General features: G+C 48.7%; 22 protein-coding genes and 1 pseudogene. 6 read left to right on the forward strand and 17 right to left on the reverse strand.

The genetic code is table 11. The annotated features are described in order from the left end of the window. Nucleotides 1-277: 277 nt before the first annotated feature. Nucleotides 278-841, reverse strand: coding sequence for an FISUMP domain-containing protein (locus BUC02_RS16085; RefSeq protein ID WP_073317651.1), 564 nt, complete (start codon nucleotides 839-841; stop codon nucleotides 278-280). 91 nt (nucleotides 842-932) lie between these two features. Between BUC02_RS16085 and BUC02_RS16090 the strand changes: the two genes are divergently transcribed. Next, nucleotides 933-1364, forward strand: coding sequence for a hypothetical protein (locus tag BUC02_RS16090; protein WP_073317654.1), 432 nt, complete (start codon nucleotides 933-935; stop codon nucleotides 1362-1364). Between the two features lie 165 nt (nucleotides 1365-1529). Here BUC02_RS16090 and BUC02_RS01420 read toward each other — a convergent pair whose 3' ends face one another. Further along, nucleotides 1530-2960, reverse strand: coding sequence for an AAA family ATPase (locus BUC02_RS01420; RefSeq protein ID WP_073317657.1), 1431 nt, complete (start codon nucleotides 2958-2960; stop codon nucleotides 1530-1532). Nucleotides 2961-3119: 159 nt separating this feature from the next. Beyond that, on the reverse strand, nucleotides 3120-4067 hold the full coding sequence (locus BUC02_RS01425) for a fibrobacter succinogenes major paralogous domain-containing protein (protein ID WP_073317660.1): 948 nt from the start codon (nucleotides 4065-4067) through the stop codon (nucleotides 3120-3122). A gap of 409 nt (nucleotides 4068-4476) precedes the next feature. Here BUC02_RS01425 and BUC02_RS01430 point away from each other — a divergent pair, with 409 nt between their 5' ends. From BUC02_RS01430 to BUC02_RS01440, 3 genes are all read left to right on the forward strand, one after another. Further along, a complete protein-coding gene (locus tag BUC02_RS01430) occupies nucleotides 4477-5415 on the forward strand; it encodes an aldo/keto reductase (protein ID WP_254794044.1) in 939 nt (312 codons plus the stop codon). 109 nt (nucleotides 5416-5524) lie between these two features. Continuing rightward, nucleotides 5525-6742 (forward strand): ATP-binding protein, encoded by a 1218-nt coding sequence (locus BUC02_RS01435; RefSeq protein ID WP_073317663.1) that lies wholly within the window; start codon nucleotides 5525-5527, stop codon nucleotides 6740-6742. A gap of 62 nt (nucleotides 6743-6804) precedes the next feature. Next, complete coding sequence (locus BUC02_RS01440; RefSeq protein WP_072813033.1) at nucleotides 6805-7617, forward strand: LysR family transcriptional regulator; 813 nt, start codon at nucleotides 6805-6807, stop codon at nucleotides 7615-7617. Here BUC02_RS01440 and BUC02_RS01445 read toward each other — a convergent pair. After that, a complete protein-coding gene (locus tag BUC02_RS01445; RefSeq protein WP_073317666.1) occupies nucleotides 7606-9171 on the reverse strand; it encodes a DUF3943 domain-containing protein in 1566 nt (521 codons plus the stop codon). The genes BUC02_RS01440 and BUC02_RS01445 overlap by 12 nt on opposite strands. Before the next feature lie 186 nt (nucleotides 9172-9357). Between BUC02_RS01445 and BUC02_RS01450 the strand changes: the two genes are divergently transcribed. Beyond that, nucleotides 9358-10113, forward strand: a complete 756-nt coding sequence (locus tag BUC02_RS01450; protein WP_072813192.1) for a class I SAM-dependent methyltransferase — start codon at nucleotides 9358-9360, stop codon at nucleotides 10111-10113. A 79-nt stretch (nucleotides 10114-10192) separates the two neighbouring features. Here BUC02_RS01450 and BUC02_RS01455 read toward each other — a convergent pair whose 3' ends face one another. The 4 genes from BUC02_RS01455 to BUC02_RS01470 form a co-directional block, all read right to left on the reverse strand. Next, a complete protein-coding gene (locus BUC02_RS01455; protein WP_072813190.1) occupies nucleotides 10193-10525 on the reverse strand; it encodes a putative quinol monooxygenase in 333 nt (110 codons plus the stop codon). A gap of 180 nt (nucleotides 10526-10705) precedes the next feature. Then, nucleotides 10706-12127 (reverse strand): AAA family ATPase, encoded by a 1422-nt coding sequence (locus BUC02_RS01460; protein ID WP_072813031.1) that lies wholly within the window; start codon nucleotides 12125-12127, stop codon nucleotides 10706-10708. 158 nt (nucleotides 12128-12285) lie between these two features. After that, entirely contained in the window at nucleotides 12286-13119 is an 834-nt protein-coding gene (locus BUC02_RS01465; RefSeq protein ID WP_073317669.1) for a phosphatase PAP2 family protein, read from the reverse strand. Between the two features lie 52 nt (nucleotides 13120-13171). Beyond that, nucleotides 13172-13789 carry a flavodoxin family protein gene (locus tag BUC02_RS01470; RefSeq protein WP_073317671.1) on the reverse strand — a complete coding sequence of 206 codons (618 nt, stop codon included), beginning with the start codon at nucleotides 13787-13789 and terminating at the stop codon, nucleotides 13172-13174. Nucleotides 13790-13908: 119 nt separating this feature from the next. Here BUC02_RS01470 and BUC02_RS01475 point away from each other — a divergent pair, with 119 nt between their 5' ends. Then, nucleotides 13909-14373: a GNAT family N-acetyltransferase gene (locus BUC02_RS01475; RefSeq protein WP_073317676.1), complete on the forward strand. Its 465-nt coding sequence runs from the start codon at nucleotides 13909-13911 to the stop codon at nucleotides 14371-14373. Nucleotides 14374-14389: 16 nt separating this feature from the next. On the opposite strand, the gene BUC02_RS01480 is transcribed toward BUC02_RS01475, so the two are convergent. The 9 genes and pseudogenes from BUC02_RS01480 to BUC02_RS01520 all read right to left on the reverse strand — a co-directional run bounded on the left by BUC02_RS01480 (nucleotide 14390) and on the right by BUC02_RS01520 (nucleotide 21585). Continuing rightward, nucleotides 14390-15289 (reverse strand): SIR2 family NAD-dependent protein deacylase, encoded by a 900-nt coding sequence (locus BUC02_RS01480; RefSeq protein WP_073317681.1) that lies wholly within the window; start codon nucleotides 15287-15289, stop codon nucleotides 14390-14392. Beyond that, a complete protein-coding gene (locus BUC02_RS01485) occupies nucleotides 15258-16079 on the reverse strand; it encodes a protein-ADP-ribose hydrolase (protein ID WP_072977149.1) in 822 nt (273 codons plus the stop codon). Before BUC02_RS01485 ends, BUC02_RS01480 begins: the two co-directional genes overlap by 32 nt. Before the next feature lie 31 nt (nucleotides 16080-16110). Further along, nucleotides 16111-16527 (reverse strand): annotated as a pseudogene (locus BUC02_RS01490) (Rrf2 family transcriptional regulator); the annotation flags it as partial. A 46-nt stretch (nucleotides 16528-16573) separates the two neighbouring features. Continuing rightward, entirely contained in the window at nucleotides 16574-17371 is a 798-nt protein-coding gene (locus tag BUC02_RS01495; protein WP_073317684.1) for a hypothetical protein, read from the reverse strand. 155 nt (nucleotides 17372-17526) lie between these two features. After that, on the reverse strand, nucleotides 17527-18027 hold the full coding sequence (locus BUC02_RS01500; protein ID WP_254794045.1) for a cyclophilin-like fold protein: 501 nt from the start codon (nucleotides 18025-18027) through the stop codon (nucleotides 17527-17529). Between the two features lie 132 nt (nucleotides 18028-18159). Then, entirely contained in the window at nucleotides 18160-18771 is a 612-nt protein-coding gene (locus BUC02_RS01505; RefSeq protein ID WP_014546385.1) for a GNAT family N-acetyltransferase, read from the reverse strand. A gap of 2 nt (nucleotides 18772-18773) precedes the next feature. Further along, nucleotides 18774-19151 carry a hypothetical protein gene (locus tag BUC02_RS01510; protein ID WP_139260959.1) on the reverse strand — a complete coding sequence of 126 codons (378 nt, stop codon included), beginning with the start codon at nucleotides 19149-19151 and terminating at the stop codon, nucleotides 18774-18776. Between the two features lie 76 nt (nucleotides 19152-19227). Beyond that, entirely contained in the window at nucleotides 19228-20463 is a 1236-nt protein-coding gene (locus BUC02_RS16495; RefSeq protein WP_072813002.1) for a YecA family protein, read from the reverse strand. Nucleotides 20464-20466: 3 nt separating this feature from the next. Then, nucleotides 20467-21585 (reverse strand): AAA family ATPase, encoded by a 1119-nt coding sequence (locus BUC02_RS01520; protein ID WP_072812999.1) that lies wholly within the window; start codon nucleotides 21583-21585, stop codon nucleotides 20467-20469. Nucleotides 21586-21623: the final 38 nt, after the last annotated feature.

Consider the following 21623-nt stretch of genomic DNA (forward strand, 5'->3'; position numbering starts at 1 on the left):
AAGCAATGTGAAATATGGAATGTGGAATTTATACCGTAAATTCCATCATCAGGCGGGGTTCAAGTTGTTCAAGTTTGTATTGATCAATACGTTTGTTCATATTTTCTCTCTGCTTGCGGTTTTTATTCCTGGACATGCTTTACCCTTCTAAACAATTATTCCTGATTTACCATCACACAGCGGACAGAGTATCCATCCAATTTTGTATCATTGGCAGCCGCATCCTCTGTTTGCCAACCATCCTTTGTTGTAGAAAGCGTACCCATACGGGGATAAATCACCCCATCTTCCTCCATCTCACCTGGATAATACCAGCCCATAACCCTAAGTCGAGCAACAAATTTTTTTTGCTACTTTGACGATATCCAGCCCCCGTCCCACTAAATCCTGTCCTATTCGAGCCATAAAAACCACCTTCTGAACGCATCGCTTCAGAATATTGGTCCGTACTTTTTACAATTATATAGTAATCATCATAATTCATTAGTCGCCAACCATCGGGGCAAATCCCTTGGTGGTTAGGCATTATCCGAGAAGCACAAGCCTTTGCATTACATTCGCTAGGCAAATTCATTGCTTCAGCCCATTGATACAATCCACCATAACGGTCACACATCGTGGTGTCATTATCAAAGCAATACTTTTCGTGAAATTCATCATCCGTTTGATCCAGTTCTCCATCAACAATTTTTTCCGCATAATTCAAATTATGTGCAAAAACCGTAACGGAATCAACGGCTCCGCTCCTATTTTTTCCCCTTATTTTTATATACCAATATTCTCGGTGGTCTCTCAGATCTTTAAATAACTTATATGCGCCCGTTTTCAAACTATCTGTCAAAAATTGTGACTTGTGTACAAATGGGGTGTAACTACTACTTGACTCATCTGACGAAATAACTGACGAAGAACAACTACTGGATTCGTCCTTTTTGCTCGAAGACGAACTAGACACATCCTTATTGCTGCTAGAAGAATCGCCCGACTTCACAGAACTTGAACTCTTGGAGTCGGACGAGTTCTTTGTTTCTTTTATTGAACTGCTAGACTTAATGTCACTACTAGATGACTTGTCTTTGGTTTCGTTACCAGACCCATTCGACTCCGCTGACTCCGGAGCCTGTCCTGAACTTGTCGAAGGACTCAGGGTGACACTCGAATCAGGCGACTCTACAGACGAACTGGAAACACCTGTTTCATCGGAACTAGCCGACGACGAATCGTCACAGGCGGAAAGGGCGAAGAATGCCGCCAACAAGAAGATGGTTATGAGCCGGCCCTTCGGCAAGCTCAGGGACCTTGGAGCAATGAAATTTTTCATAAAAACATCCCCGTCTATAGTTTATCTTGTTAAATATAGGTAATGCCCCTGCCAAAGTCCATACCCCCCCCATTGTAAAATTTAGGAAACAAGACAAAAGTCCAGAATAACGCAGAAAAACAACTTTTTTCAAGGTTTTCCGTCAAAAATTTCCTATATGACTCAACCTGGGACATATAGGAGTCATAACTTGCCAAATGTAGGCATTTTATGGTAGATTTGGCGAATTATACAAGACATCCAAAGTGATTGATTTTGGAATCTGCCTGGCGCAGGAATTGGGTTTTAGACCGAGCGATGTCACGAAGGTAAGCATCGGTGACTTGCGGGTCTTAGTGGATTCCTTGAACAGCTTGACTTTTTCAAGGAGTTCCGTCAAGTAATGCTGCGTGACTTCGTAGGGGCTGGTCGAAAACTTCATTTCACAGATGTTGATGACGTTGTCGATGCGGTCGATCAGAAGGTCGAATTGTGCGCCGTCTTTCCCCGTATATGTCCAACTGCATGGGGCACTTTCTATTCCAGAGATTCCGAGTGCATTCAGAATTTGCGGATAATGCTGAAGGCATAGCATTTCGAATGCGTAGCCGCACCAACTGTTGTATTCAGGCTTACCCTGGATTTGCAGCCATTGGTTGCGGCGACCCTTCGCCCGTTTCGCGAGGAACCTGAAATAGAAAAGCGTGTAGAAATCGACGAGTTGAATCAGTTCGTCTTTGGTCTTCTTGCCAAAGGGACTATAACGCCTAATGAATCCGCAATTTTCAAGATCGTCCAAGGCCTTGGACACGCCCCCGCTACTTTCGACCGAAAGTTCCTTGATCAACGTGTTCCTGGTTATCCCCTTTTTCTTTTGAGCAAGAACTTCTACGATGGCAATGTATTTTTCGGAATTGCGGAACAACGCGTGATACAAGTTGTGAAATTCGTTGCGGAGTTCGCCATCTTCGCCGAACAAAAGTCTGTCCACATTCTGTGCAAGGCTTTCGCCTTTGTCCAGGAGTTTCAAGTAATACGGAATCCCCCCAAAAACCATGTAGAACTGAGCGATTTCAAAACGGTCCATGGTGAAATTTTTTGCCTTCAAAAATTCTTCGCATTCGCCAAGGGTGAACGGAGAAAGTTTTATCTGGTGCGTTACGCGGTTATGCAGACCACCCTTGTTGTTGATGAGCTTGTTCATCATCCACGACGTGGCAGAACCACAGACAATCAACTTTATGGTCGGGTCATCGGAGGCCCACGAATTCCAGAAATGTTCCAGGGCGCTTACAAAGTCAGACCGTGCGGTATCGAACCACGGCAGTTCATCAATGAAAATGATTTTCTTGGTTATACGCAATTTCGATAGTTCGTCGCGCAAGAGATTGAACGCGTCAAACCAATTTTTGACGGTTGCCTTCTTTGAAAAATATTGCGAAAAGGCATCCGTAAAATTCTGCAATTGCTTTTTGAGATCGGAATTGGCCAACCCCGTCATGTAAAAAGAAAAGTTTTTTTGGAAAAGGCTCTTCACGAGATAAGTCTTGCCGACTCGCCTACGACCATAGACAGCGACAAATTCAGCTTCGTCGCTATCGATGAACCTGTTCAACAGGGATATTTCGCGTTTTCTGCCAACAATCAGTTTTTCGGACATAGGACCTCCCTATACTTTACCAAATATATATAAAAACACATGGATTTGGCAAGTTATACGACATAATTCACCAAAAGTATCTTTTTTATGATAGATTTGGCAAGATAACGCGGTTTTTAAGGCAGCATTGCCATTCGGATTTGATAATCCGTCGGCGGGTTATTCCGAGTCCTTGAGACAACGGATGGAGTACCCGCCATCCTTGCCGAATCGCTTTTCGTACCTTGATCTGTCATAATCGATCAGGTATATACCAAATGCACTGTTACCGTAGTAAGCGCCGCCGGCATCAGTAGAACTCCAAAAATATGCATAGTGACCAACCTGGTCAAATCTCTGAGAGAATGTACGGATGCCAGAAGGAATAGCGGTAAATCCGAATGAGTCATCGCCGTTACCTTTTCCATTCCAGCCACTCAGGGCCTTGAGTTCATATCCGGCCGTGGACGCGCCGTAAACCACTATAAATAAAGTGTCCCACTCGCTCCTGCTTGGCAAATGCCAACCTTTAGGACAAATACCTTGGACAGGTTCAATGTTAGTGCACTCTTTGTAAAAACCACAAACACATGGTTTTTCTATATCATTAGCGAGTTTCACCGAATCAATAGCCGCAGCCCAGGTGTAAAGACGTCCCGCTACTTCGCAATTCTTGGCTTTGTCATCGTAGCACCAAGACCAATCGTATTTATCCTCACCCAAACCACCCTGTCCTGGGTCGTAGTTCAGATTCTCTGCCATCCATACCTGGTCACCAATTTTCACCGTCCTATAGACATTGCCGTCACGCTCATCAGTCATAGAGCCGTAGTCAATGTCAGGATTGAAGCGGCATTCTTTCGGCACATCCCAACTCCAGCCCGTATTTCCTTCCAGAAGCGCTGAACAATCCACCTTACCCGCAGAACTATTGCTTGACTTTGCGCCATTTCCAGACGAATTGGAGTTGCTGGACTTGGTCGATGTTTCGCCGCCATCGTCACTAGCCGACGAAGAGTCGTCACAGGCGGAAAGGGCGAAGAATGCCGCGAACAAGAAGATGGTTAGAGATTGCTTCCCCTGAAACAAGTTCAGGGTCGCAATGACACGCTGGAAAGACTTCTTCATAAAAACATCCCCGTCTAAAGTTTATCCTGTTAAATATAGGTAATGCCCAGACCAAAGTCCATACCCCCCCCCATTGTAAAATTTAGGCAACAAATCGGGAGGGGGATGGCACCGGAAACTCGCCGGAGACTGCCCTGAACCTGTCGAACGGGCGAGGATGATAGCGGATCCTCGCCTTCGCGAGGATGACGAGAAGGGTTGCGGGGTCTTAGGGGCGGAGCCCTTAGGCGAGGGGGTGATGGAAGACTTGGCCTGGACCCTATCCCCTATCGCTTCGCTCCAGGGTCCAGGGTGACAACAGGCCAAGGCTGCAATCAGGGGGAAGCTTCCCCCACCTATGCCTTCAAAGCATATCTTTTATGCGGAATAAGTATTTTGATTTGCGGCGGGATTTGGTTATTTTTAGGGCATGAGGTGGTTCAGTTTCTTGTTCGTTTTCCTGTTCATGGCGTGTTCGAGCGATGCGGCGTCGCAGGCGGTGCCGAAGGTTTCGGACAAAGGAGATTCAATCGTGCAGAATAGCAAAGGGGCGGCCCCAACGGTCAAGTTGAATTCGGGTTTCGATATGCCGGTTCTCGGGCTTGGCACTTGGACTTTGCGCGGCAAGGTGGCTGAAGACGCTGTCTATGTCGCCATCAAGAACGGGTATCGATTGATTGATACGGCAAAATATTACGACAACGAAGAAGCCGTGGGTAGGGGAATCCGCCGGGCGATTGACGACGGACTTGTGAAGCGCGATGATTTGTTCGTGACATCGAAACTGGTGCCGTGGAGCAACTCCTTGGACGAAGACATCGACGACTCTCTTGAAAAGCTGGGGCTCGAATATATTGATTTGATGCTGTTGCACCAGCACGGGAGCGACGCCGAAGACAAGGCGGTATACAAGGCTATGGAACGTGCTGTGAAGGCGAAGAAGATCCGTTCCATTGGCATTTCGAATTACTACACCGAAAAGACGGCGAAGCGCTTTTTTGCCGATTTCGAAATAAAGCCTGCCGTGGTGCAAAACGAGAACCATGTGTTTTACCAGAACACGGAATTCAAGGATTACGCAAAACGATACGGCGCTGTGGTGGAATCTTATTACCCGCTGGGCGGGCGCGGCCACACCGAAGATGTTTTGGGGAACAAGGTTGTCGCAAAGATAGCGAAGGCTCACGGGAAATCGGCCGCACAGGTGGTGTTGCGCTGGCATGTGCAATCGGGCTACATTGCCATTCCGGGCTCCAAGAACCCTGACCACATCGCAGAAAACATATCGATTTTCGACTTCGAGTTGACAGACGACGAAATGAAGCAAATCGCCGCCCTCGATACGGGCCACCGCTACGAGAACTGGTGAAAATCGTCAAAAATTTAGTCAAAATGGATAAAAAAGTGCATTTTTTATCCAACACAGCGCATTTATTGAATAAAAAAAGCTATTTTTATGGGTGAAGGACGGTTTCCCTATGAAGATAGCCATACAAAACCAGCGCAAGGAACGGGACAGACTTCTCAGTCTGCCGTATATCCCCCGTCAAACCATATACAACTTTGACGAATTGCTGAAAAGCCCGAACATCAAGCTTTTGACGGGTCCGAGGCGTGTCGGAAAATCTACCCAGGCCCTTTTGATGTTGCGGGGCAAGAACTTCGCCTACCTGAATTTTGACGATAACGAACTATTGAACAAGTGGGACGAACAGCAGGCCGAGATGTTGCTTGGCGAAATTTATCCGAATTACGAGTACCTACTGCTGGACGAAGTGCAGAACATTGACGGTTGGGACGTCTGGGTTAATAAACTTTATCGACGTGGCGTGAATTTGGTCATAACCGGCAGTAACGCCAAAATGCTTTCTGGAGAAATGGCAACTGTACTAACTGGCCGCTACCTTGAAATCAACATGCTGCCATTTAGCCTTGCCGAGGCATCGCAGTTTGCAGACCGCTTGGGTAATGCAGAAAAAATACAAGACGATTTCTTGAAAAACGGCGGTTATCCGGAGACTTTTACTCAAAGGTCTATTACCCAAAGTTATTTACAGACCCTTTTCGACTCCATTCTGTACAAGGATATTGTCAGAAGGCATAAGATCAGAAACGCAACCGACTTGAACAATGTAGCCATGTTTCTTTTGTCCAATTTCACGGGAACATTTAGCTACAATGACGTGGCAGATGACCTAGGGCTCTCTAGCGTCAGCACGACAAAAAAGTTCATGGATTACTTGCATGAACCGTTTCTGTTTTATTATCTGGACAGGTATAATAACAAACTAAAGTTGATGAAAAAAGCGCCCCGCAAGGTGTATGTGGTTGACAATGGTTTTGTTGCGTCGAAGGCTTTCAATTTGAGCGATAATCTCGGGAAACTGCTGGAAAACCAGGTCTTTGTGGAGTTGCTCCATCGCGGGTATGACACCGAAAAGACTTTGTTCTACTACCATTCCCGAAACGACAAGGAAACCGACTTTGTACTTCGTGAAGGCAACAAGGTCAAGGAACTTATCCAGGTTTGCTACGACATGTCCAAAGAAAAGACTATAAAGCGGGAAGTGGACAGCATCGTCGAATGTGCGGGAGAACTAGGTTGCGACAACCTGACTATTGTGACATGGAACGAGCAAAGGACTATTGAAAAAAAAGGCTACACCATCAAAGTTGTGCCTGTGGGTAAGTTTTAAACATCCACTATTCACTTGACGCATAGCGGATTTATTATATTCTCCCCCAAAAGGGGCTTTTTATGTTTGTCGAGACCTACATTTTGCGATTGCTGGCCGGGTTCCTGGAATACGGGACCCTTTCTACCGTAGCGGACAAGCTCTACACTTCGCAGCCGGCGGTGAGCCGCGCGTTCAAAAAGTTGGAAGACGAAATCGGTGCTCCGCTCTTCGAGCGCAAAAAGAACCGCATCGAGCTGAACGAGAAGGGACGCACGGTTGCCGAATACGCGAAGCGCATCATGGATTTGCAAGGCGAGATGATGGAAAAGGTGAGCCCGCAGGGAGCGGGTGCGCGCACGTTCTCTATCGCGTCGGTGGCCATTCTCCCCGCCATGCGGATGGTGCAGGAACTGCAAGAAAAGCACCCGGGGGCACAGGTCACCTACAAGATTATCGACAACGAGGCGGGCGTGCTGAAGGCGCTGAACGAGGGCTCGGCGGATATCGGCATCACCCTCAAGGCCCCACGCGCAAAGAAATACCGTGCCGAAAAATACATGCAGGAACGGCTCTCAATTGCACTCCCCAAGAAGCACCCGCTTGCGAAGCGCAAGTCCATCCGGCTCCGGGAACTCAAGGGCGAGACCATCATCCAGCGCAGCAACGTGGGGTTCTGGGAGCAGGTCAAGCGCAAGAAGATTCCCGACGCCACCTTCATCAAGCACGACAGCGTGAAGGGCATTTCAAAGCTTATCGAGCAGTCTTCGCTGTTGACTTTCGTTTCGGACCACCAGTTCGATTACGAAATTCCCAAGGACCGCAAAATTGTGCCGCTCGCCGACCGCGAAATGAACGTGGAATTTTTCAAGGTGACGCTGGCGTCAACTCCCTAGCAGGTGGAAATTCAGGTACCACGAAAAGGCGTGGATGCGCCTGGACATGGGTTCAGCATATTCCGAGGAATAGGCAGCCATTTTCACGTAGGTGTCAAGCCTGTGGCCCAAATCCAACCAGGAGAACAGCCTGTATTCCAGCGCGGTGTTGTTGAGGAGCAAGAAATCCCAGCCCGAAACGCCATATTCCGCAGTCGTTCCCTCGATGGTCTTCATGGCATCTATCGTCGTCTTGTTGTAGATTCTCCACCTCTTGTATAGGGTTTCTATCATCAGGCTGTATTTCACGCCGGAATTGTACTGGTAGCTATCCATGTCGGGCTTGTAATCCGGGTGAAATTCTTGGATAATGTCATCGTAGCCCATGTCGGCAGAGCCAAGCATAATCCAGTAAACCTGGTTCATGACACGGAACCGCAAGTTGGGAGTCAGCCAAAGGGCTATGTCCATGGCCCCGCCAAGCGAAAGCGTGCTTACCGTGGCAAGGTCCCCGTAAAAAGTATCGTAATCCAGATTCACCGAAAAATCAAGCCAATGGCCTCGCCCGTGGATACCTCTGTTCACAAGTTTCCCCATGATATCCATCTGCAACACATCCCCTTCAAGTCCGCCTTCGCCGAAGAAGTTTAAAGTGAAGTAATCGAACGGCCGCCTTACCCTCGTGTAGGGCCGACCATACTCAAGGGAAACCGCCATCATTCCGTGACGGTCGTTCCATTCGGCATCCAGCTCGTCGGCATCTTCGCCACCGAACCGATAGTCAGAACCGAACCTGGAGCCAATACCCGTGGCAACCGTCAACTCGATTGGTGTCCAGCCCGTGTAAAAATCCCTGTTGCCGAACACCCTGCGCTGGGCATATCCGGCGGGTTCCAGGGCGAAAGCGAGCAGATGCCTGTACCAGGGCACCTTGGAACCGTTGTACGATGCGCGGGAAAGCCTGTAGAGGACTTCGCCAAACATGGAGCCAGCTACTGTCGTAGAAATTAAGTCATTCGGCGCCGGGTATTCCGTTTCGCAGAACATTTCCCAGGTGGAGCTCCCAAGGGCGGCAAACGCCATGCTTCCGTAAAAACCGTAACCGCTGGCACGGGCCGTAGCGTAATACATGGAGCCCTGATACGGGTGTCCGTAAAAGTTGATGGCCCAATGGTTATGGTCCCATTCCCAGCCTTCGCGGAAGTTGCGTTTCCAATAGCTGGGGCCCGTATGTGCATAACTCTTGTCCAGGACCCAGTAATCCCATGCCCACACAAAGGCGTTGAGCCCGAGCACTTCGGTCCCGACGATAAGCGGATTCACGTGGGTGCCAAACAGGCTGTCTTTGGGAATGATCGGTGCTTCAATGGCATCGGCTGCGTCTGCCGAATCACCACGGATAGCGTTCCGAAGTTCGCGAGCCTCCTGAATACTGAAAACAGCATTTTCGTTTTCGATTTTCTTGCGGAGGCTATCCGGAATCTGCGGAATTTCACCATTTGCTTTTTGTGAGAAGGCTGAAACGCTTAAGAACAGCAACAGCGAAGCAAGGATTTTAAAAAGACGCGGGCGCATGACGGCACAATTTTAAGAATTATCACGTCGTTTAAAAAGGGCATATTCGCAACTTTCTGACGGAGCGACAAATTCTGCAGATTAAACATACATGCACATCTTGATTATTCAAGTCCCCAAATTAAGCCTCAAGAATTTGTCGTTCCAAAAATGTATATTTTCTTTGCTAACGAAAGGACTGGTATCATGGATATTCAAGAAAATATAAATGATACTCGGAAAGGTTTTGAGGAATGTTTTGCCACTGGCGATTTTTACAACAGGCAAACACAGGATTCCGAGCATCTTGAGAAAATAACCGAATTCGTAAAAATTGTTGAAGGTATGAGGGTTCTTGATCTCGGGACCGGAAGCGGCTATCTTTCGTTTCCGCTAGCGAAAGACAATCCTGGTTGCGAAATCATCGGCCTGGACATCGTCTGCGACGCACTCGAAGCAAACCGCGCAAGGGCAAAGGCCGAAGGAGCCAAGAACCTCTCGTTTGTAAGTTATGACGGTGTCGATTTCCCGTTTGAGGCGGGTTCGTTCGATGTCGTGGTGACAAGGTACGCGATGCACCATTTCCCTGACATTGGGCACGGCATTGGCGAGGTGAGCAGGGTATTAAGGCAAGGCGGACAATTTTTTGTTTCGGACCCCCGCCCAAACGACTGCGACAAAGACGGTTTTGTCGACGACTACATGAAACTCCGAAAAGACGGACACGTCAAGTTCTATACAAAGGAAGAATGGATTAGCGAATGCGCCAATTGCGGCTTGAAACTGCGGGACTGTTTTGACAGTTCCATGCGCTTCGCCAGAAAGAAGGAAACTGTCGCCGGCTATCGGGATGTGCTTAAGAAACACGACAAGGCTGTTGTAGATAGTTACGACTTGGTGGAGACCGACACGGAACTTTACATTACGGAGCATGTAAACAATCTTTTGTTTGTAAAAGGCTGATGTGCCGAGAAAAATGTCGACCTATTTCCCGCTGGACGCCTTCTCGACAAACAGCGCGCGGGCGTTACATGGTCGCGACTTACTTCCTGATGAACTTTTCGTCGGTCTTGGGCATGGTGTTGTCGGGCGTGAAGCGTTCGACAGTCATTTTCAGGTCGTACTTGTCGCGGAGTTTCGCAATCGTCTTCATCATGGGCGAAGCGTGGTGCACGTCGATGGCGGCCTGGCTTTCCCACGCGTCAATCAGCAAGATGGTCTCGGGATCGTCCAGCGACTGGAAATATTCGTAGCGGATGTTGCCCTTCTCGGCACGGATTTTCGCCACCGTCCCGCTAGAGACCATCTCTTCGGCGAACTTCTTTGCCGCCCCGTTCTTACCCGTATAGCGCAGGTTTACCGTAATGTTGCTCATGGCACTCTCCGCAAACACGCTCGCAGCGAGCGCAAGGATTGAAAATAGCGTTAAAAACTTGAGTTTCATTTTGCCACTCCGAAATGTTTCGCATATAATATAAATTTTTTCGGAGCTTGCGCAAAATGCTTAATTTTCATGCTCAGTATGCGCGGGACGCATAATGGAAACAAATGCTTTTCAATATAAGCAATCCGCAGTAAGCTTAACGGGAATTGATTCTGAATATTGGTTCTTTTTCAAAGGACTTGCCGTAATGAGCGTTTTGAATATTCCCTTGCGGGTTCCGGTTTCGCTCACGAACGCTGCAAAACGGCGTTCCATCTTGTTGAATTCCGATTCGGTAAGGGTGTAATCTATTTCGGAGTATTTCAATTCGCAAAGGTTTATCATTCCGTCGGCCCGGTCAATAATCAGGTCAATCTGGGCAGGTGTTTTCTTGTCTTTGCTGCGCCAAGAATACTGCTGTGTCGAAATCGCATCAATCCTGAGAGCTTCTTTAATTTGTTGAGTATGGAGCAGGCAGACTTTTTCGAAAGCGAGCCCAAGCCAAGTATTCACGATGGGGGTATTGATGTGGTTCTCCCAAAAGCGGGTGTCGCCCTTGGCTTTGCTGTTGAAGTATAGGTGGAATAAGGTAAACGGATCGACCAGCTGATAAATGCCGCTGTTTTCCTTGACGACCTTCTTTTCGCGCACCATGTATTTTCGGATAAATCCGCATTCGATGAGATTTTGAATCTGCTCGGAGAGGGTTCCGCCTTTTTCAGCCTTCATTGACGAGATGATTTCCTTGCGGGTCATGCCCTGTTTTTTTTGAGCGAGTGTTTCCACAATACGCATGTATGGTTCTGCCGCATTGAAAAGAGTCTTGAAAAGTCGCTTGTATTCGCGCCGCATTTCCCCGTTTTCGGAGAAGTAAAGTCGGTCTATGTTTTGGGCAAGGCTTTCGCTTTCGTCGAAGAGGCTGAGGTAGTAGGCAACACCGCCTGTGAACATGTACGACTGCAAGACCATTTGCCTGGACCAAGTGAAGTTTTTTGAGAGTAGATATTCCTCGGTTTCCTTGAGCGTAAAAGGCAGAAGCTTTATCTCGTGTGTAATCCTGTTGTGCAGCCCTCCTCTGCTGTCGATGAGGTTCTTTATCATCCAGGATGTTGCGGAACCACATACGATGAGTTTAAAGTTGTCTTGGGTCGAAGCCCAGCTATTCCAAAAATGCCCAAGGGCTTTTGTAAAACCAGAACCTTGTGTATCGAGGCTTGGAATTTCGTCAATGAAAACGATACAGGGGTTGCCGTTAGAAATTCTGTCCGAAAGGGCTTTGCGCAGTTGAGAAAACGCTTCCATCCAATTTTTAGGACGTTCATTGCTCTTGTAACCGAAGATGTCCATGGCGTCAAGGAACGCGTCTATTTGGTCGTCCTTTTTACCTTCCAGGACTCCGGTCATTGAAAAAGCGAATTGGCTTTTGAAGGTCTGGTTGACGAGGAAGGTTTTCCCTACGCGGCGCCTACCGTATAAAGCGATGAATTCTGCATTTTTAGAGGCGATATATCGCTCTAGCAGTTCGATTTCAGAATTTCTTCCAATTATACTCATGATCTTAAATTTATAACATTTTTCGCCAAAAGTCAATAAAAATTTAAGTTTTGGCGAGACATCATCTTTATTTTCGCCAAAACTCGCTCAAACGATGAGTTTTGGCGAAAGAAAAGTAAATTTCATCGTTACACAAGGTTGTGTACCAGGCGTTTGACTTATATTCTCACGCTGAGCACGGCGCCTTTGGTGTCGTCGTAGAATAGCGGGGCGATGGTGAATTTGGGCGGGGTCTGTTTTTCGCCGACTTTTTCCTTGTAGAACACGCTGCCGATGTACCAGCCGATGGAGGCCCCCATCAAGGTGCCCGCGACGGCGTCGGAGAACCAGTGGGCTTCTCCTTTTGCGCCGAGCACCATGCTTGTCGCGATGTAGCCCGCATACAGGGCGCAGCCCGCCACGACGAGGGGCTTGTCGCGGTTGTAGCTTGCGATGCTCATAGCCATGGCAGCGTTGGTCATGGAATGCCCCGAGGGCCAGCCGTAAAATACTCCGCGCCTAAAAAATCCCCACTTGAAATCGCGGGAACGCTCGCCGCTGTTGAGTTCCGCGTCAGGGTGCTCGCGAGCCGAAATCGCCTTGAGAATATTGTTGTAGAGGAACGCTACGGCGGTGGCCTGCACGGCGACGGCGCCGGTGTTGTTCAGCGCGCGGTTGTCGCTGATAAAGTACATGTATCCCGGAACAAGAATCGGGAAAAACGTCCCCATCATCATGCCGGGAGTGAACGCGATGCCGTAAACAAGTTGGTCCTGACGGGCCGCAAAACGCGCCACCATCAAGTCGTTATTTTCCATCGAGAACTTGTACGTGAGCGCACCGCCGAGCATGTGAAATCCGAGCGGCCAGCCGAACGCACTCAGCAACATGTTGTGTCCCAGATGGTCGAACGGAGAAAGTTTTTGAACGCTATCGACATTCGCCGAGGTTGTTACGGAATCTGCTTCGACAGCAGCGGAACCCGTGGCACAGGCAAGAGCCCAAACCACCATCCAACGAAGCGCTATTTTGTCTAGACGAAAAATCAAGATTTGACCTAGTTTATTATTTCGAGAGCGCCTTCACCCATTCGCGGACAACATTTTCGGAATCCTTGACCTTGCTTCCGCGCACAGAAAGGGCGGTCTTCTTGTCGAATGCAGCACCCTTCGCCTGCATCAACTTTTCGAGTGTAGGAAGGCTCCCTGCACCATCGGACGAACCCTCGTGAGAGAAGAACGCATAGACATTTTTGCCTTGCAGGTTCGCCTGCTTCAGGAATGTCATCACGGGCATCGGCACGTCGTACCACCAGACCGGAAAGCCGACAAACACCGTCTTGTAACGTTTCATTTCTTTGTCGCTCAGGGAGAGGTTTATCTCGGGATAAATATTTCCGTCCTTTTCCTTCTTGGCAACATCCACCGTCTCGTTGTAGGTAACAGGGTATTCTTCCTTGCGCAAGATGCGGGCGTAATCGGCTCCGACTTCGTCGGCAATCCAGTGCGCCATGCTCCGCAGGTGTCCAGACCAGGTGAAATACACGACCAGCACATCGCCTTTTTTCGAGAAATCCGCATCGGCGTTCTGATCAGCCCTGTTGCGTTCGGCGCAGCCTGCCAAGGAAATCAGTGCAAGCGCGAACGTTAAGACAAGAGTGTAAATTCTAGCGAGTTTTTTCATGGAGTGTTCCTTTGGGGCTACCTTTCTTTAATATAAATTAGATAAAAAATACCGATTCGCAATAGTAAAAATACGGCCGGGATTAACGGTTTTACGGTTCGTTTTTTTATATTGTCAACATGAAAATTGTTCCTTACAACCCCAAGTACCGCAAAGACTTTGTCGAAATGAACCTGGCGTGGATTTCATCCATGTTCAAGGTGGAACCCGAAGACGAACGCGAACTTTCAGGTATCGAGACCGCCATCGCGGCAGGTGCGGAAATCTTTTTCGCCGTTGACGACAGCGACAACGTAATGGCATGCTGCATGGTCGCCCCACGCAGTGCAGGGGAATGGGAAATCATGAAATTCGCCGCCAAGGGCTTGTACACGGGAACCGGTGCGGGCAGCGCCTGCCTCAAGGCCTGTATCGAGTACGCCCGCGAAAAACAGGCGAAAAACATCGTTCTCGTTTCCAACCGCAGGTGTACACATGCAATTCACTTGTACGAAAAATTCGGCTTTGCGGAAATCCCCGTCGACAAGGAAAAATTCCCCTACGACCGTGGCGACATCTCCTTTGAAATGAAATTATTCGAGTGATTCGTCAAATCCTTCATCAAAGAAGTTTCGCCACCACCTCGCCGATATCGCTGTCGATGCTTATCGAGCGGGTTCCGATATCGTCGGGAGCGTAGGCCTGTCCGTAGTTGATGCAGGCGTAGGTGGCGTTCGAATTCAGTGCGGTCATTTGCCAGAACGGGTACTTGATGATTCCGGGGGTGTTCATGCCTACGCCCAGTTCCAGGAACAGCACGTTTCCGCCGCGCATGGCGTTACATCTGTCGAGAAATTCGCGGTAACGTTTTGCAGCACGATGCCAGCCGTCGTCTTCTACGAAGGTGGAATCGGAACGCAAGTTCATGGACATGGGGCGGCCGCAAATGGGGCACCTGGGCAACAGTTCCGCAGGGACGGTCATGGCGCCGAACAAGCCCGTCTCTTTTGAAAATCCCTGGGCGTCGAACATGGCACGAATCTGCTTTTCGTTGTTGTAGGTGCAGGGGTGGCACGGCTTGCTGCATTGGAAAAGCCCGTAATCGCCCTGGGTGTAAAAGAGCCGTTCCTTGTCAAAGCCCGCTTTTTGGAAACAATGGTCCACGTTGGTGGTAAGGACAAAGTAATCCTTATCCCGTAGGATTTTCAGGAGGTTGTCGTAGACTGGTTTCGGGGCGGCCATGTAGCGGTTTATCGTGACATAGCGGCTCCAGAAAGCCCACATTTCTTCGGGTGTCCCGTAAGGGAAAAAGCCGCCGGAATACATGTCCGAAAAGCCGTACTTTACAGAAAAGTCAGCGAAGTACTTGACAAAGCGTTCCCCGGAATAGGTAAATCCCGCCGATGTCGAAAGTCCGGCGCCCGCGCCCACGACGACGGCATCCGCCCTTGCCAGCGCCTTTTTCAGTCTCGATACTTCGGCAGAAAAATCATCCGTTGATTTTTTCGAAAATCCGCGCATAGATGGCTTCGTCCTTTTCACTGAAAACGTTGAAGACAACCTTCATGGGGTTTTGCGTACGGCGTTTCCATTCCAGCACCGTATCCACCGCGATTTGGGCGGCACGTTCCGGCGGGAAACGGAATACGCCTGTAGAAATACAGCAGAAGGCGATAGATTCCACACCGTTCCGGGCCGCAACTTCGAGGCAGTTCCTGTAGCACGATTCCAGCAACTCGCAGTCCCGTTCCGTAAGGCCGTAGCCCACGATTGGCCCCACCGTATGCAGCACGTATTTGCAGGGCAGGTTGTAGGCCGGCGTGATTTTCGCCTGTCCCGTAGGTTCGGGGTGCCCTTGCCGTTTCATCAGGGCGTCGCAAGCGCTACGGAGACGAACTCCCGCGAAAGTGTGGATGCAGTTGTCGATACAGCTGTGGCAAGGCTGCCAGCAACCCGTCATGCCGCTGTTGGCCGCATTCACGATTGCATCCACCCTGAGGGTGGTGATGTCGCCGCGCCACAGGAACAATGAATCGCCAAACAGGTCTGGCGCACCCGCACTGAACCGCCTGCCAACACTTTCGATGTCCGCGACATCCGTTATTCCGCGGTCACGGATGGATTCCTGTAGGTATTCGTCCTGAATCCTGTAGAATTCATCGCTTGCGGGGGCTGCCTCCCGCACGTTCATCAAGGAACGTAGCAGGATTTTCTGTCCTTCGGCGTCCGCGGGGATGGTCGTGCCGCTGTACCTGGGACTTTCCGCCAATAGATACTTTATCAGGAATAATCTGCGCTCTGCTTGGTTCATGTTTCCTCCCGGACGGTTCAGGGGCGGTCTTGAGTTGTGCGGCGAGGCCCTTCAGGGTCGTCTTCTCCAGTTCCATTTCCAGAGCCGTCTGCGCCGAATTCAGGGCCGGATCCAGCAGGCGGTGGATGTTCCTGCCTACGGGGCACAGCGGATTCGGTTCCGGGTGGAAACTGAAGACGATCCGTTCCTCGTCGTTATCGTTGATGGCCTTGTAGACATCCAGGAGCGTTATCTTGTCGGCAGGACGCGCAAGGTGAGAGCCCCCTACGCCAGGAGCCGTCTCAACCAAGCCCGCCTTTTGTAGCTGCAAAAGGACCTTGCGGATGATGACCGCATTCACGCCGGTGCTACCCGATATGAATTCCGAGGTCACCCGTTCCGCACCCTCGAAGAAGTGGATGCAAAGCAAGGTATGGACCGCCGCCGTAAAACGAACGCTGACTTTCATAATCCACAATTTAACAATTGTTGCCTGCGTTCACGCGTGCCTTGGCCTATTTGTAGAACATTCCCGCCGTCATGTCCAAGTAGTTTTCGCCGGAGTAGTTCGCGAATTCCTGCTTCATGGCGCTCTTGAATGCCGCCGGGTTCACGTTCTTGAGGGCGATATTCTTCATCACCTTCAGGTACTGGATTTTTGCACGGGCATCTTCCAGATTTTCCACCGTGTAGTGTGACGTGAGAATCAGGGAAATTCCGCGGTCGATGTAATCCGTGAGCTGCGCGATGATGGCATCAGCGTGCTTGCTCCCTGCCACGATGGAATGGACGTCGTGGCCCATCATGTGGGTGTAGACCACGTTGATTTCAGGAAATTCGATATCGAATGCCTCCTGGGTAGCGACAATGCGCATGTCGATGCCCGCGAGATTCAAAGTCTCGTCTTCGATAAAGTCTGTCGTCGCGTAGATGGAACCGTCGAACGCATCGCCAAAAGCCGCCGTGAAATTCTTGACCAGGGCCGCACCTTCCCCGTTGTGGTTGTAATCGTCGGCATGGCGGGTGCTGTACACAGGAGCCCCCTTCATGAAGGTCGCGCCCGCGCCATGGTAGGCAATCACCGTTCCCACGAATTCTACCGAAAGGCCCTTGATGTAGGCCTCCAGTTCCTTGATGTTGTCGAAGAAACAGGGAGTTTCGACCATGAACATCTTGCCGCCCTTTTCCAGCAAGAAACATTCGTCGGTTATCAGGTCGTTTGTCTTGTAGGCATGCAGCTTGACTGCCCCGAAATCGTAGACTTCCACGACGCCCTTGCCAAGATTTACGGTCTTGAAGTTGTTCTTTTCCATTTTGAATCTCCTTGGGCCAAGCCCGTTTTTTGTTGTTCTTTAATTGTTACAACACAAAATATATCCAATTTTCGTTGTAATGTCAATAGAACAACTAGAAATTTAAAGTAAAAATTTAGTTACAAAAAACAAGGGTTAGTTAGAGCTTTCGCTGTTTATTCCACCGAAAATGTCGCCTTCACGTTCCCTTTGCCGAGGATCTGCTGGAGGCGTTTCTTGTTCACGTTGTCGATACGGGCGAGGCGCGTGAAGTTCCAGGAGTTCTTGTCGTAGTAGATGGTGATGGAGTTGCCCTGGTAAAGGATGATGTCGCCCGCGTCGGTGTCGATTTGCTTGTCGTTACGCGGAAAACTGCGCGGCAGGTCGGCCACCTTCTCGAAACTGCCGTAGTCGTGCATGTCAAGCGTGAGGTCGCCCTGCGCGAGGAATTCGGCGAAGGCCTTGGCGGAGGAATTTTCTTCGAACGTTGCCGTGAAGGCGGTGTCGTTCACATGGATTTTGAGTTTCACGGGAGCCTCCCCCGCTTTAGATGTTGAACCGGCAGATGAACTTGTTGGTACTGCGCCGGGCGTTTTACCGGCGGACGATTTTGGCGTCTGGGTTTCGGGTTGCGTCGAATGGCTCGCGGCATCGCTGCAAGCTACCAGAAAGAACAACGCTACAAGGACAAAGTTTCGCATATACACAATATAAATAATTATGCGAGCTATTCAAAATACTTATTTGCTATGACTCACTATGCCTTTTGCGCATGAATTCACGGAAATAAACACCGAAGTAAAACATCTTTATTTAATATCAATCAAATCAAAATACATCAAACGTGTATGCAAAGGTTTTTCTCCCAGCATTTTCACGTTTATTCCAAGAGCCCTTGCTTCGTTAATTTCGGAACTATAAAGGAATTTGAAATTGTTTTTCTGATAGTAATGAATGACTTCCGGTTTATTGATTGCATCAACGATGATAAACCGGCAACCGGTCTTGTTTTCGTCGCTACGGAACCAAGCCTTGATGAAGTCCATTACTGCAGAGCCAAAACCTTGTTTGGCAAATTCAATATTCGTCCCCAGACGACCGACCAAAACTCCGGGATAGCGGCGAAGATTCTTCTCGCCATTCTCCGTGACATATTCAATCTTCGCCTTGTCTTCAGGAGCAAGTTGTTTGATTCGAATTGAATCGTTTGATATTGTAAATGCAGCAACGATGCTTTCGGGACGCTCTCTTAGACGAAAGACATAAGTCTTTCCCAAAAGTTTTTCACCGTATAGTCGAAAATCCTCTCTGAAAAATTCGTCAAGGTCTTCATTTCCGCATTTGAAGGGGTTGCAACTTTGCAGCAATTCCGAAGAAAGCCGAGCAAACGAGCATCGGTTCAAAAAATCGGCAAGGGTCATGTCTAGAAACCTTGTTCGCGGAGGAAATTCCTAACGAGCAGGATTTTATCACCAAAATCCTGTTTACGCTCGTTCTTTTCGGCGTATTCGGCTTCCTTGAGAAAACGTTCAGCGTCTTCCCCTTGAAGCGTCGGTATGGATCTTATTGCCACAGCCATAGGTTTATTCCTCTGCTTAAAAATAGGTTTTGAATGTCTAATTGTCAATATGGCATTTACGCTCATATCCCTAAAATAGCATTTAAAAATGGCAAAAAATGACAAAAAGCAACCAAGGTCACATTTGTGACCTTGAACAGCAGCGATAATCGTCGCGGTTTTGTGTCTTTTGCTTACTTCAAGTTCGTCTTGAAGACAAAACATTTCATCTGCAGTTTCCAAATCCGGTATAATGTCATTTCAGCACAAAAACAGCCGCCAATAAACCAAATCCCAGTAAAATAAGTTTCAACAAACCCTAATTCACCATTTTGCCGCAGCACTTCTTGTACTTGAGGCCGCTACCACAAGGGCAAGGATCATTGCGCCCCACTTTCGGCGTCGAGCGAACAACGGCGATATTCTGCTTCATTCCAAAGCCACTTTCTTGAGACGAAGACAATTCATCTGGAACATTTCCGTAAGTAACCCAAAGTCTAGCCTTGTTGTTCAATTCCATAATGGCACTGATAATGGGCGTAATCTTGTCCATATCGATACGGGTAAAGCCGAGTTGCCGACGATACCTTTCAACAATTGCAGCAGGATGTTCCATAGCCATGCGCAAATCGTCCAGAAGGCAGTGAGCATCAAAATCAGCAAAGGCGGGTTTATCCGAATACTTTTTAAAGTGATCGCGGATGGTCTTGAATTCCGCAAGATTTTCATTGATATCGTCCGTATAGTCAAGCCACTCGTTAAATTCCTCATTGGTCGGCCTATAGGGGCGATGGATTTTGCGCTCTTCAATAATGTGCTCAATCACTACAGATGTTTCGACACTCCAGGCGCAAAGGCACACGCCATAGCTCGTAAAATAACGGGTAAACAAACTGCACTCGTTGATTGCCGCAACTCCTTGTTTCTTGGTCAGGGTGCGGTCGACATGGTCCATGTTCCACTTGCTGATGACCGTCTCGGGATTGCATACGCCATAAAGGTTGGCGTAAACCTTGCAATAGTCATGGAACCCTGCCATAGACCGTTTTGTTCCATCCACAATTTCAATAAATTCCTCAGGAACAACCAATGTCAAGTTGTCTTCATCCGTTCCGAAAAGGAACATAAACCCAATAGACAAATTCTGTTCTACGAACTTGAAAATGCGCTCGTCAATGTTCGGGAAATTGAATCTTGCAGGATAACCTTCCGGGAACATTTCCTTGAAGGGAGACTCACCTGCGTATTCATTAAACATAAGGTCCAAGAACAGCGAAAATTCAAAGTCTCCGGAATACTTGACAAAGCTCTCGAATATTTTAGGAATTCGCTTTTTAAGGATTTCGATGTACTCGGCCTTGCGCAATTGTTCTTCGCAAACCTCGTCTTTTTCTAGTTCCGGCGTCGTGCAGAAATGAATATCCTGGACGGAATCCTTTGGGCAAGCATTCAGAAGTTTTGCAAGAGTCTTAGACGGAATCGGTTCTTTGTGGATGCAGTTCGTTTCACGGAGTAAACGGCTACGGTAGTCTTTCGGCAGAGAATTGATGTTCATTTCTTAAAATCTCCTGAACCACTTGTTGAATATGGGGTCGCTGATATAGAGGCCCGTTTCACGCTGTTCCACTATATCTCGGTCTATCAGGGCCTTCTTTATTCGGGGAATATTCGATTTAGTCCCGAGGCGATAGGTCTCCAGCACCTCCTGCGACAGGAAACCGTTATGAATTCCTGCGGCTATCGCTCGAAGCATGTTCATCTGGTAACTGGAAAGCCCCTCTGTCTGCTGCATAAAGAGCGCCGCATTCTGGGCGATGAGTTCATTCATGGCGGTATCAATTATTTCAGAAGTAACTTCGCGTTCCGTGTGCAACATTACCAGCCAGGCAAGCTGTTGCACGTAAGAAGAATAATTTTCCACTTCGCCACAAATTCTTGAAGCCAGTTCCTTGTCGATACGAAGTCCATGCTTCTTGAACTTATCGCAGATAAAGGGAACCCAATTTTCGGTAGAAATGACACCCAGGTAAATCGCGTCGCCAAACTGATAGAATGGCATGCTCTTGTTCTGGAAGATATTTGTGAGCAGGTGCTTTTTGCTGCCAAACAGACAATACGAAACGTTCTGCTGCAACTGCCATGCACCGCGAAGCCGTTTCTGGACAGAGAGCGAATCCGGAAACTCGCCTATCTGCTGAAACTCGTCAATGCAAACAACGATGCGCTTCTTTTGCTTTTTCGCAATATTTTCGGCCAATTCCAAAATTTGCTCGGGAGCGTATTCCTTCGGAGTGATACCCAGCGAAAGCGAAAATTCAGACGTCGGATCCGGCCCCATGCTGATTTTAGGCGAAACCCGGCTCAAAAAATTCTTTGCATTTTGCAGGATAGAATCAATCTTTGACGAAGTCTGCTGCAAGACTGCGGTCGCAAGTTTATTGTAGAAATCGTATTCGCTGCGACAGTCAAAAATGTCTAAATAAACGACGAGGGCCTTTTTCGGATTCACCAAGCGGCCGACATGGCGAACCAGGGAGGTCTTGCCGATACGGCGATTAGAGATAAGCAAGGTGTTTACCCCATGCTCAAAATTCGCCTTGAGCCTTTTGGTCTCAGCTTCGCGATCCGTAAAGTTTTCGCCCTCAACCGCATAACCATATATAAAAGCGTCGTTCATGGGAACCTCCGCCTATAATATACATTATTTTTCATCGA

It is taken from the genome of Fibrobacter sp. UWOV1 (assembly GCF_900142495.1).
Lineage (GTDB): Bacteria > Fibrobacterota > Fibrobacteria > Fibrobacterales > Fibrobacteraceae > Fibrobacter.

What these genes read in the sequence shown, in the direction of transcription:
- BUC02_RS01495 (WP_073317684.1), bottom strand. Translation starts at nt 17,371, where the DNA reads ATGGAAAAGAACAACTTCAAGACCGTAAATCTTGGCAAGGGCGTCGTG.
- BUC02_RS01435 (WP_073317663.1), top strand. Translation starts at nt 5,525, where the DNA reads ATGAAGATAGCCATACAAAACCAGCGCAAGGAACGGGACAGACTTCTC.
- BUC02_RS16495 (WP_072813002.1), bottom strand. Translation starts at nt 20,463, where the DNA reads ATGAACATCAATTCTCTGCCGAAAGACTACCGTAGCCGTTTACTCCGT.
- BUC02_RS01445 (WP_073317666.1), bottom strand. Translation starts at nt 9,171, where the DNA reads ATGCGCCCGCGTCTTTTTAAAATCCTTGCTTCGCTGTTGCTGTTCTTA.
- BUC02_RS01455 (WP_072813190.1), bottom strand. Translation starts at nt 10,525, where the DNA reads ATGAGCAACATTACGGTAAACCTGCGCTATACGGGTAAGAACGGGGCG.
- BUC02_RS01425 (WP_073317660.1), bottom strand. Translation starts at nt 4,067, where the DNA reads ATGAAGAAGTCTTTCCAGCGTGTCATTGCGACCCTGAACTTGTTTCAG.
- BUC02_RS01460 (WP_072813031.1), bottom strand. Translation starts at nt 12,127, where the DNA reads ATGAGTATAATTGGAAGAAATTCTGAAATCGAACTGCTAGAGCGATAT.
- BUC02_RS01475 (WP_073317676.1), top strand. Translation starts at nt 13,909, where the DNA reads ATGAAAATTGTTCCTTACAACCCCAAGTACCGCAAAGACTTTGTCGAA.
- BUC02_RS01430 (WP_254794044.1), top strand. Translation starts at nt 4,477, where the DNA reads ATGAGGTGGTTCAGTTTCTTGTTCGTTTTCCTGTTCATGGCGTGTTCG.
- BUC02_RS01450 (WP_072813192.1), top strand. Translation starts at nt 9,358, where the DNA reads ATGGATATTCAAGAAAATATAAATGATACTCGGAAAGGTTTTGAGGAA.
- BUC02_RS01420 (WP_073317657.1), bottom strand. Translation starts at nt 2,960, where the DNA reads ATGTCCGAAAAACTGATTGTTGGCAGAAAACGCGAAATATCCCTGTTG.
- BUC02_RS01520 (WP_072812999.1), bottom strand. Translation starts at nt 21,585, where the DNA reads ATGAACGACGCTTTTATATATGGTTATGCGGTTGAGGGCGAAAACTTT.
- BUC02_RS01485 (WP_072977149.1), bottom strand. Translation starts at nt 16,079, where the DNA reads ATGAACCAAGCAGAGCGCAGATTATTCCTGATAAAGTATCTATTGGCG.
- BUC02_RS01470 (WP_073317671.1), bottom strand. Translation starts at nt 13,789, where the DNA reads ATGAAAAAACTCGCTAGAATTTACACTCTTGTCTTAACGTTCGCGCTT.
- BUC02_RS01480 (WP_073317681.1), bottom strand. Translation starts at nt 15,289, where the DNA reads ATGCGCGGATTTTCGAAAAAATCAACGGATGATTTTTCTGCCGAAGTA.
- BUC02_RS01465 (WP_073317669.1), bottom strand. Translation starts at nt 13,119, where the DNA reads ATGGTGGTTTGGGCTCTTGCCTGTGCCACGGGTTCCGCTGCTGTCGAA.
- BUC02_RS01505 (WP_014546385.1), bottom strand. Translation starts at nt 18,771, where the DNA reads ATGACCCTTGCCGATTTTTTGAACCGATGCTCGTTTGCTCGGCTTTCT.
- BUC02_RS01440 (WP_072813033.1), top strand. Translation starts at nt 6,805, where the DNA reads ATGTTTGTCGAGACCTACATTTTGCGATTGCTGGCCGGGTTCCTGGAA.